Annotated in this window: 9 protein-coding genes; 5 read left to right on the top strand and 4 right to left on the bottom strand. The window is 60.3% G+C overall.

Annotated features, from left to right (window positions below):
• Positions 1-115 precede the first annotated feature (115 nt).
• The 5 genes from ACKVY0_RS29740 to ACKVY0_RS29760 are packed head-to-tail and all read left to right on the top strand — an operon-like array spanning position 116 to position 6,527.
• Positions 116-868 (top strand): M14 family metallocarboxypeptidase, encoded by a 753-nt coding sequence (locus tag ACKVY0_RS29740; protein ID WP_409218518.1) that lies wholly within the window; start codon positions 116-118, stop codon positions 866-868.
• A complete protein-coding gene (locus tag ACKVY0_RS29745; protein ID WP_409218519.1) occupies positions 865-1,827 on the top strand; it encodes an alpha/beta fold hydrolase in 963 nt (320 codons plus the stop codon). Before ACKVY0_RS29740 ends, ACKVY0_RS29745 begins: the two co-directional genes overlap by 4 nt.
• Complete coding sequence (locus tag ACKVY0_RS29750; protein ID WP_409218520.1) at positions 1,824-2,678, top strand: hypothetical protein; 855 nt, start codon at positions 1,824-1,826, stop codon at positions 2,676-2,678. The genes ACKVY0_RS29745 and ACKVY0_RS29750 overlap by 4 nt, the downstream gene beginning before the upstream one ends.
• A 45-nt stretch (positions 2,679-2,723) precedes the next feature.
• Positions 2,724-4,967, top strand: coding sequence for a hypothetical protein (locus tag ACKVY0_RS29755; protein WP_409218521.1), 2,244 nt, complete (start codon positions 2,724-2,726; stop codon positions 4,965-4,967).
• Between the two features lie 51 nt (positions 4,968-5,018).
• Complete coding sequence (locus ACKVY0_RS29760; RefSeq protein WP_409218522.1) at positions 5,019-6,527, top strand: sulfatase-like hydrolase/transferase; 1,509 nt, start codon at positions 5,019-5,021, stop codon at positions 6,525-6,527.
• A gap of 3 nt (positions 6,528-6,530) precedes the next feature.
• Here the strand turns inward: ACKVY0_RS29760 and ACKVY0_RS29765 are convergent, their stop codons facing one another.
• From ACKVY0_RS29765 to ACKVY0_RS29780, 4 genes are read right to left on the bottom strand one after another with little or no spacing between them, the layout of a single operon-like run.
• Positions 6,531-7,133 carry an exo-alpha-sialidase gene (locus ACKVY0_RS29765; RefSeq protein ID WP_409218523.1) on the bottom strand — a complete coding sequence of 201 codons (603 nt, stop codon included), beginning with the start codon at positions 7,131-7,133 and terminating at the stop codon, positions 6,531-6,533.
• 42 nt (positions 7,134-7,175) lie between these two features.
• Complete coding sequence (locus ACKVY0_RS29770; protein WP_409218524.1) at positions 7,176-7,619, bottom strand: nuclear transport factor 2 family protein; 444 nt, start codon at positions 7,617-7,619, stop codon at positions 7,176-7,178.
• An 8-nt stretch (positions 7,620-7,627) separates the two neighbouring features.
• Positions 7,628-8,401 carry an alpha/beta hydrolase family protein gene (locus ACKVY0_RS29775; protein WP_409218525.1) on the bottom strand — a complete coding sequence of 258 codons (774 nt, stop codon included), beginning with the start codon at positions 8,399-8,401 and terminating at the stop codon, positions 7,628-7,630.
• 57 nt (positions 8,402-8,458) lie between these two features.
• Positions 8,459-10,480 carry an SUMF1/EgtB/PvdO family nonheme iron enzyme gene (locus ACKVY0_RS29780; RefSeq protein ID WP_409218526.1) on the bottom strand — a complete coding sequence of 674 codons (2,022 nt, stop codon included), beginning with the start codon at positions 10,478-10,480 and terminating at the stop codon, positions 8,459-8,461.
• Positions 10,481-10,704: the final 224 nt, after the last annotated feature.

The following is a 10,704-nucleotide window of genomic DNA, read 5'->3' on the forward strand; positions in this document are numbered from 1 at the left end:
CCTCCGTTGCTTGTTAGCTGCTCTCACGCTGCGAGCTGAAGAGAAACGCCCTAAGTGAGGCGGCGAAATGTTGAAATCCGAATGACGAATGACGAAGCCCGGTCATCCTCAGCGCGTGAAGCTGCTCCCCAACCATCGCGCGCATGACGCGCGACACCTCATCCAGCGCTGGCGCATGCTCGCGCGTGAGGCGGGCTGCCGGGTGAAGAAGCTGTGCATGGCGGATGAACTGCCGGTGATCATGATTGAATCGTCAGCAGCACGGGAGGGGCAGCCTGCGGCCTATCTTTCCGCTGGCGTGCATGGAGATGAACCGGGTGCGGCATGGGGTTTGCTCACATGGGCGGAGAAGCATGCGCGTGACTTGCGGCGCGGATCGTTTCTCATCGCGCCGTGCCTCAATCCAGTCGGCCTCATGCTCAACACGCGCGTGGATCATCGCGGCATCGATATTAACCGCCGCTTTCATGATGCAGACGACGTGATTTGTGGTCCGTGGCAGCGCTGGATCACCGGCAAAGCGATGCGTTTCGGTCTGTGCCTGCATGAGGACTATGACGCGCAGGGGATTTACCTTTATGAGCTGAATCATGCGCGCCAGACGGCAGGTCACAGCATTATGGAACGCTGCTCACGTGTGATTGCACCTGATCCACGGCGAAACATCGACGGCCAGCGTGCCAACCGCGGCGTGATCCGCCGCCGCACGTTGCCGACGCATCTTCCTGGCATGCCGGAGGCAGTCGAACTGCATGTGCGCGGCTGTCCGCTGACACTGACGTTTGAAACACCGTCGGAGTTTGATCTCGACGCTCGCGTGCGGGCCCAGGTGAAATTCATCGAGGCCACCATGGAGGTTTTGGCATGAAGCAGCTCGTGTGCATGCTTGCGCTGCTGCTCGTCGGCTGCTCGACGATCAAGCCCATGAGCAGCCATGCCATTTTGCGTGCGGATGATTGGGTGAGTTACGATGGCAAAACGATGCCATGCAAATCATGGCCGGTGCCCGCAGACGTGACGCAGCGGGCCGTCGTGATCGCGGTGCATGGTCTGAGCGGCGCGAAGTCGGATTTTTGGTATCTGGGCGGGCAACTGCCAGAACGCGGCTATGCCGTGTATGCCTACGATTTGCGCGGGCAGGGGCATGACCCGGTGGTGTCCGAACGCGGCGACATTTCCGGCCAGCAGTCGTGGCAGCGCGACCTCGCCACTTTCCATGCGCTGGTGAAGCGCAAGCACCCTCGCACACCGGTGTTTTGGTTTGGTGAGAGCCTGGGCAGCCTCATCGCGCTGCACACAGCGGCGGATCTGCTGGGGAATCGCCAGGACCCGGCAGGAATCATTCTCGCATCACCGGTGGCGGGGTTGCGCGTGCGCATGAGCGGCTTTCAGCGCTTCCTGCTGGAAACGGCGGCCAAACTCTCGCCGCGGACACGTTACACGCTCGGTGAACTGGCGGGGGTGGATGAGTCGAAGATCAAAGTCACGTCCACCTCCACGCATGGCAGCCAGATGGCGGTCACGCCGCATCATGTCAGCGCTTTTTCGCTGCGCCTGTTGACGACGATCGGTGCAATGCTGGATGAAAACACGGACGCTGCGCACCACTTGAGAATGCCGGTGCTCTTTGTGGCTTCGCCGAATGACGTGATGTCCTCCGCCGATCAAATCCAGTCGCTGTTTGCTGAAATGCGCAGCCGCGACAAGAAACTGCTCTGGTACACGCGCTCCTATCATCTACTGCTGCATGATGTGCAGCACGAGGAGGTGGTGAATGATGTCACCCGCTGGCTGGACCGGCAGATCAAGAACCGCCAACGCTCATGACACTCGAACACGCCATTCTCGATACTCTGAGCAAAGCAACGTTGCCGCTGAAAGCCTCGGAAATCACCAAGCTCATCAAACCGCTGGTGGGTCGTGCAGCAACGCCAAAGGCCGTGGCTGCTGCATTGGAAGCTTTCGCCGCATCAACCGCGCTGAACCGCATCAGCGGCAAACCACAGCCGCTCTACACCACGCAAAGCCTCAAATCTGCCGCTGCTGCGCTGCTGCAGCACTGTATTCACGCGGCGAAAAAAGAGCAGCCAGCAGCCAAACTGAAATTGAAGCTGCCTGCCGCCCTGCAAGCTCACTTTGAGAGTGCGCTGGCACAACTCAGCGCGGATGGCGCTGTGTTTGTGTTGCCGGGAGTGAAGCGCCTAGTTTACGCCCGCAAACCGAAGCCCTCGGAACTGCTCGATGCTGCGAAACGGCGTGCGTTACAGAAGATTCTGGATGGCGTGAACGGTGTGCGCTCGCAAACCGCCACGCTGGCCGATTTCATGGCGTGGCTGGACGCTGAACCCGCCGCTGTCGTCCCACCACAAGCCGAGACCGGGACTGCGGTGCCGGATGCAGCAAACTTGCGTGAATGGTATGAACAGGATCGTGTGCGTTCCTCCACCATGATGATTCCGCTGCCACTGACTTTTGCTCGTTACGCGGCATGGGCCGCAGAACGAGGGGCGGCAGCTAATAGTCAGGTTTTACGAAACTTGATTGAGGAGCTTTACAACAATGGGAGTGCCCTGCTAGAACCATGCGAAAGGCCGCAAGACCTCCCCGAACATGAACGTGCCATGCTTGTCCCGATGTCCCTAGGCCCTCCCGGTTACTCCTGGTGCTGGATCGCCTGATTTCAGTTCCGCCTTCTCCCGAATCACTCACCGCCTCCCAAGACCATGTCCGCCTATGCAGCATTGAATCCCTTCGTGTCCACCAGCGTGGGCGAGAATGATTTATGGAACTCCGCCGCCTTCCTGGATGTGCCTTACATTCATTCGGTGTCGTTCGGGGCGCTGAAAATCGCCGTGGACCAGGTGCGCATGCAACGTCGCAGCCAGGTACGCTTCGTGCGTGGTGCGGGTGGCTCGGGCAAGTCGCATCTCTTTGCACGGCTGCGGCGTGAATGCGCCGACAAGATTTTTTATGCCTATGCGCCAAATCCGCCGTTGCAGCCCGAGGCGTTGGAGAACTTCATTCTGACACGGCTTGTCAGCAGCCTGCGGCATCCGGCGCGCACGACCGACGGCCAGGAGACGGCCTACAGCCAGCTTCGCCTGCTGGCGTATGCATTGCTCAAGCCGGTCATCGAGCAGGACATCACGCTGCCAGAGTTACATGAGTCTTGGGCTGAAATCGGCCTCGAAACCCGCAAGGAGCTGATCCATCAGGCTGTGCAATTGCTGGAAGCCGAGCACCCAATGGTGCCGCGCAGCGTACTGCGCTGCCTGCTCAATGTGCTGCGCGACGACAAGGAACACCTCGCCGCGCAGTGGCTTTCCGGCGCCGCGTATCTCACCGAGAACGAACTGAAATATCTCAATGTGCCGGAGCCGCTGGCACGCTCGGAAATGGGCCTCGTGATCCAGCTTTTTGGCAAATTGGCGGCACAGGCCAGTTCACCTGTCGTGCTGGTGCTCGATCAGCTCGATCTCATCATCACGCCGCCGCAATTCGATGAAGTGCAGCGCCTGCTCTTCACGCTGATTGATCAAAGCGAAAACTGGGTCGTGTTGATCGGCCTCGTCGCCGAACGCTTCGCGGCCTGGGATGCCTCGCTCTCGCAGGCCTTACGCGGCCGCATTGGCGTGCCGGATTCAAATGCGCCACTCGGCTTCCGTCTGCCGGTGGTGGACATGCTGCCCATCGCGAACGAGCAGAAGCGCCTGCTGCTCACCTGCCGTCTCGAAACGCCGGAACTTATGCAGCAGCGTAAGAAGGATGGCATCACCTCCGCCATGCATCCGCTGTTGGAAGAGGACATCGCCCGCCTCACCGCTGGTGGCGCGATTTTCCCGCGTCATCTTCTGGCCGCCGCTGCCGAAGTGTACACCATGCGCACCATGGAGACGTCGCAAGTGCATTTGCCGCCGGAGGTGGTGGCTGTAGTGGCCACAACTGTTGAGCCGCCCGCCGTTGTCGCGCCTCCGGTTTATCATCCTCCGGCCGCCGAGACTGCTCCGGTCCCAGTGCGTGTGGTTGAAGAGATCAAGGAAGCACCTGCTGCTGCAACCGTACTCCCAGTGCCCATGCCGGCACCACAGCCTGTGCCGCCACCTGCCATCAACAAAACCCCGCTGGCTGAAAAAATCGACGCCCTGCTGCAACAGGCCATCGATGCCTCGAAGGCTGAAACCATTCCTCCCAGCGCCATCGACCTAGGTGAACGTGCGCGTGACCTCATCGAACTCATGGTCGCACCGCCCGTCACGATCACCGAAGGCGACATCCGCAAAACCTACGACAACTTCGATGGTGCCGACCGCTGGTTCGAATGGGGCGGCGGCAAAGTGCGCATCGTCACCAGTGATTCGATGCGCAGCAGCTTCATCGCCGTGCTGGAACGCATCAAGGAGGCCGACGGCGACACGCTGTTGCTCCGCAACGACGTCGCCCCTGTCTCTGGCCAGCTCACGATGGAACTGCTCAACACCTTCAAGGCCAAGAACCTCTTCCACCACCTCCCTGCGTCGGAGGCCGCCGTGCTCGCCGCGCTCGGCCGCATCCTCGCTTCCCAGCGCGAAGGCTCCTACGATCAACTCGCCACCGAACCGCCTGCCACCAAGGCAAACGTGCTCGCCGCGTTGCGCAATCATCCCCTGCTGCGTGGCGTCCGTCTCTGGGACATGATTCAAAAGGTGCATGCACCGAAAGAACCGCCGCAGGTTCAGTCCTCCGTGCTCTCGTCCATCATCAGGCCATCCGCCGCGCCTGTGGCCAAACCATCGCCTGTGCCCGGAGCCAAGCCACCACCTCCGCCTTCCTCCATCCCGCAGGGCAAACCGGTCGCCAGACCACCTTCAGTGCCGATAATAAAACCGGTTGCCAGGCCAACAGGGGCACCCGTCGCGAAACCGCCGCAGGGGATGCTACGACCGCCGATGAGCAAGCTACCGCCACCTTCGCAAGGAACCGCCGCATAAGGTGTGCTTTCCGGCTACAAAGCGGCGATGCGTGACGTTTACCGCGCCACCATGAAAGCACTCGTCCTTCTTATTCTCGGCACCTTCACGCTGCATGCCTTGGAGACGGAGTCGAAGCGTCCGAACATCCTCTTCATCTACGCCGACGATCAATCGACGAAAACGCTCGGGTGCTATCCCGGTTCGTGGCCGTGGGTGAAAACGCCGCACATCGATGCACTGGCGAAGAACGGTGTGCGCTTTCACGCCGCCTATCTTGGCTCCTGGTGCATGCCGTCGCGCGCCACGCTGCTCACCGGCCGGCATCCGCATGGCATCGAATCCATGTCGATGGCGGGCAAATATCCCGGCAGCACCTACGACCCCAAGCAGTGCCCCTTCATTCCCGCGCAGATGCGCCAGCAGGGTTATCACACCGCGCAGATCGGCAAGTGGCACACCGGCACCGACAGCGGCTGGGGTCGCGATTGGGATCATCAGATCGTCTGGAACCGTCCGCTGCATCCCGAGAATGCCGGTGCGTATTACGAGAAGCAGATCCTCAGCATCGACGGCAAGGAGCAAACCGTGGAGGGCTATCCTGCCGACAACTACACCCAGTGGTCGCTCGACTACATCCGTGGCAAAAATCGGGATGCCGCCAAGCCTTGGTATCTCTGGCTCTGCTACGGCAGCGTGCATGGCCCCTCCAAGCCTGCGAAGCGCCACCTCGGCAGCTACAAGGACGGTGAAGTGCCTGTTCCCGCCGACATCTTCCCGCCACGCGAAGGCAAACCCGATTACCTCAACAAGACGCAGGCTTGGACCAAGGGCGAGGACGGCCATCCCATGGCAAAAAAAGGCGGCGAAGCCTTCGGTGAGAGCAAAAGTGGCAAGCGCTTCGACGATTGGGTGCGTCAGGTGAACGAATGCGTGCCTGCCATTGACGAAGGTGTCGGTCAACTCATCGCCGCACTCAAGGAGAGCGGTCAATACGACAACACCCTCGTCATCTACACCGCCGATCAGGGCTTCAGCATGGGCGAGCACGGTTTTCGCACCAAACTCGCCCCCTACGACGCGAACTATCGCTCCCCGCTCATCGTCAGCATGCCCTCACGTTTCCCGACCGGCAAAGTGTGCAACACACCGGTCAACTCCCCCGACCTCGCCGCCACTTTCCTCGCCATGACCGGCGTGAAGGTGCCGTGGGCGGTGCATGGCCATGACTTGACGCCACTGCTCGAACAGCCCGACACCGCCTGGCCGCATGCCTGCTACTACGAGCACATGGGCAACGAATACGGCGCCAAAGTCAGCCAAACCATCCTCACCGGCGCGAAACAGGACAATCACCAAGGCGTCCCGCTGTACTCCGCCGTCATTCAAGACCGCTTCAAGCTCATCCACTACCTCGACGGCCAGTCCGGCGCGGAACTCTACGATCTGACCGCCGATCCCGAGGAATTAAAGAACCTCATTCGCGATCCAGCGCATTCAGATCGCATCACCAAGCTCCGTGCGGCCATGAAAGCCGAACTTGCTCGGACTGAGGCTGGTTTCGCCAGTTCGGTGAAGTAGCACTCAGTCCCGCAGCTTCCCCACCTCATCCAGCGGCACCTTGAGCACCTCCGTGACGTTCTTCTTGTTCGAAAACGCGATGAACAGGCTGCCGTCATGCTCAATGACGTGCGGATACTGAAACGTCGTCGCCCTGGGCGATGGGATGTCCAGCCGCGCCATGCGCGTGAACTGCTTTCCATCCTCCGAGATCGCGAGATGCATCTCACGCCGTCCTATCGTGGGGTTCGCGTTTGAAACCAGCACGCGAAAGCCACGGCTCGTCTTCAACGTGAACAGCTTGCTCGTCGAATTCGGGTAGTTCGTGATGTCCGGCTTGCTCCATGTGCGCCCGTGATCCGTCGAAACGGAGCGAAACAGCCGCTGCGATCCGCCATTGTCCCGAATCGCCGCCATGAGCGTGCCATCGGCCAGTTCCCACCACACCGGCTCGTCCGGGCTGAATTTGCTCGTCTTCAACGCCTCCAGCCGGTCCACCACCGGCACCACCTCCCAATCGGTGAGCGATTTCACGCCACCGATGAGCATGGAGACATTGAATCGCGCATCACGCCGCGTCATCATCCACTCGCCAGTCGAGAGCTTCTGTGGTGTGAAATCAGACAATGAAGCCCAGGCAGGTTCCACGGATCATGGTCACAAATGAGTTCATTTGGTGGCTGGCGGCAGCTTGCACGACTGCCACGCCAGAAACCGCCACTGGCCGCCTTCTTCACGCCAGACCGCCAGAAAGCTCAGCACGCTGTCCATCTCGCCGGTCGCGGTGACAGCCCTCACATGCGCACGACCGCTCATCAGCGCAATACCGGGCGCGGGGAAGGTAAAGCTCTGCTCCTCATAGTCGTAGCCGACGTATTTGGTTTTCCCGGCGGTCAGGATGTCAATGAACGACGCTTTCGTGTCCACGATGCCGTTCGAGTGCGCGTAGCGCAGCTCATCCGAGAAGATGGCGCTGAGCTTGTCGCGATCCGGCGACTGCATGGCGGCGACACGGGCTTTGTCAGCCGCCTGAACAGCAGCGAGCTTCGGATTTTCCTCAGCGAAGGCTTGAACGACGAACAGGAGGGCGAGTGAGACGAGCAGGGTTTTCATGGTGGCGGTTATTTGGCGTGTTTGAGGACGAAATCGACCAGTTCCTGGCACTCGAAGAACGACGGGCCGACCTTGTGGCCTTCGCCCGGGACGACTTTCACGGTGAAGGAACCGCCACCGGCTTCGTAGCGTTCTTTGAGGAGCTGCGTGTTCAAATCATACGGCACCACGACATCGGAATCGCCATGCACGGCGAACATGGGCACCTTGTTCGCCAGCAGGCCCTTCAAGTTGTCGATGGGATTGAACTCGCTGAGCTTCGCGACGAGTTCGGGCTCAGTCATCGCGAAATCAGCGAGCGTGTCCTTCTTCGAGTTCTTCAAAGGCCAGCTCGCGAGATTGCACACGGGGTAGATGCCCACCCAGGCCTTCACCTTGTCGGGATTCCGAAACGCCCATGCCAGCGTCATCATCCCACCGCGACTCTGACCAAGCAGGATCGGCTTCGCGGAAAAGCCGCGCTTCACTATCGCATCGTAAAACAGTGTGAACTTCGCCGAACTGACCGGTGAGCCGCGCACCTCGCCGAGATCGAAGCCCGCGATGCTGATGCCCGCTTTCATGAAAGCCTCGAAATACATCGGGCGTCCAGCAAGAGACACACCACCGTTCAATGTCGGTGCATACCACACCCACGGTTTGCCCTCAGCAGGCTTCGGCGCGGCATAAAGAACGGCTTTGTGGCCTTCGATCTCGAAGATCTCGGCTTTCTTGGGCAAAGGCTCCTGCGCGAGCAAAGGCAGCGCGAGGAGAGTGGTGATGAGTGTGAGGAGGCGTTTCATGGTTGATTCGATTGGTCATCGAATCATGGGCATAAAGGCTTCGATTGCCAATCGAAGCTACGACTTCTCCGGCAGTGCTTTCAGCCACGCGAGATTGAAGACGTAGTGGTTCTTGCTGCTGATGAGTTGAATGCGGCCGTCGCGGGTCTGGATGGCGGCGAGGTAGCCTTGCGGTTCGGCTCGCGTGTCGCTGAGTTTGAACTGGCCGCGGTCGATGCCGTTGATGGTGCGCTCTTGGCCGCCGGGGGTGACGAGACGCTTATGTGACCATGTTTTGCCTTCATCGTATGACAGCGCGGCAAAAAGACCGGCGCCGTTGAACTCGCCGGTCTTGCTTTGGAAGGTCAGGCCTTTGGGGTTCTTCGAGTTGGCGGAGAGATCGGTGAAGGAGCAGAAGAGTAACGGGCCTTCCTGCAAACGCATGAGCACTTGACGCTGCACGCTGCTGATGGCGGGGAATTCGGTCGCTTCATGCGTCCAGGTCTTGCCTCCGTCGCTGGAGAAGCTGGCGGGTGTTTTGAAATTGAACTTCGCTTGCTCGGCTTCGGTGTTGAGTCGGCCGAAGGTCATGAGGCGACCGTCTTTGAGCTCGACGATGGGCGCGTGGATGCCGGCATGCCGCGCGGGGCTGCCGCTGCGGAAGGCTTGCTTTTTGTCAGTGATGGGATCGGAGGTCCAGGTCTTGCCGCCATCGCGGCTGATGGTGAGACTGTGGTTCGCTGAATCCTGCGTCATGTAGAGGGTGCCGTCGCGGGTGCGCAGGAGTTGATTGCCGATCTCGCTCACGGGCTGAAAGATTTGCGCCTTTGTCCAAGTGACGCCGTTGTCGGTGCTGCTGCGCACGATGTCCTCATCGCGACCACGCGCGAAGTGGTAGATCGTTTTCTCGCCATCCCACCAGAGCTTCGGTGCGTGGTCGTTGATGTCCGCGCCATCCCAGAAGACAGAGGCAGGCTCCCACGCGCTTTTGCCGAAGCGCAGTCGGCTGGCAAGGTTGTTCAGCTCCGTGCCGGCTTCATCGACGCAGGAATACCACACGGCGAGCAGATCGCCGTTCGGGCACTCGGTGATGGCGGGGCTGTGATTGTGCCAGGAGAAGAGCGGGCCAAAGGAATCCGGCGGGATGATGACGAAGGGCTTGGGGCCTTCAAAAACCGGTATATTCGGGTCCATCCGCTCTATCTTCGGGGTGCCTTGAGAAACGTTTTGCTCATGCAGTTGCGGTGCTGGAGGCGGCAACGGCTTTCCAGACGGCAAATCGGCCAGCACGACGCGAAAGCCGACTTTGTCGGACTTCGTCTGTGGCAGCCATGCGGCGCGATTCGCCGAGCGCATCAAGCGCACGAAGGTGGAGTGATGCCCGCCGCGAATGACGCGAAAATCGCCCTCCACGCGGCCCAGCGGATCGCTTTGATCGCCCGCCTCATACGGCCCATACCAGTCGAGGCACCACTCGGAGAGATTGCCGTTCATGTCGTGCAGTCCCCACGCATTCGCAGCGCCTTGAGCCACGCGCAGATCGCGTTTTGTGCCTGCGCTGTATTCTTTGGGCATCGGCTTGTCTTGGAAGAAGCGCTCACGGAAGCCCGCGCTGTCCGTCCACGGCTGAAAGCCCTCCGGCAAGGTGTCGCCGGTGTAAAACAGCGTCGTCGTGCCCGCACGGCAGGCGTATTCCCACTCCGCCTCGGTCGGCAGGCGGTACGTTTTGCCTTCCTTTGCGGAGAGCCACTCGCAGAACTTCACCGCCTGCTCCCAACTGATGCCGCCCACCGCCACGTCGCCTTCTTTGTCACCGGCACGAAAATCCGCATCCATCGCGCGATACTGAGCCAGCGTGACCTCCGTGGCAGCCATGTGAAACGCCTGCGTGATCGTCACGCGATGCGTCGGCTTCTCATCCCAGTCCGCGTCATCGAACTTCTCGGGATGCTTCGCGATCTTGTAGTCCGAAGCCGGCCCATCCTGCCCCATCGTGAAGCTACCGGGAGAAATCGGCACGAGCTTCAAGCCGATGGAGTTCGTGATTGGCTCGGCGGCGAGCAGAGGGCTGAGGGTGAGCAGAACGAGGAGTGGGCGCATGGGTGGTGAAGTTGAACGGTTGGTTCTGAGAACACTTCTCGTTGTTTTCAACCAGCAGGATAAACTGATCTATGCGCTGCGACGGTATACGCCCTTACTCAGAGCCTGTCCGTTAAAACTTCATAATCACTAGTTTTGAGACGCCAGATGGCGAGCGCTATGGCCGATCATTGCCAGATAAACGAAGGCTTCGTGGTGGCGTGCGTTGCGCTCGTGGTCACGCA

The organism is Prosthecobacter sp. (assembly GCF_046154365.1).
Classification (GTDB): Bacteria; Verrucomicrobiota; Verrucomicrobiia; order Verrucomicrobiales; family Verrucomicrobiaceae; genus Prosthecobacter.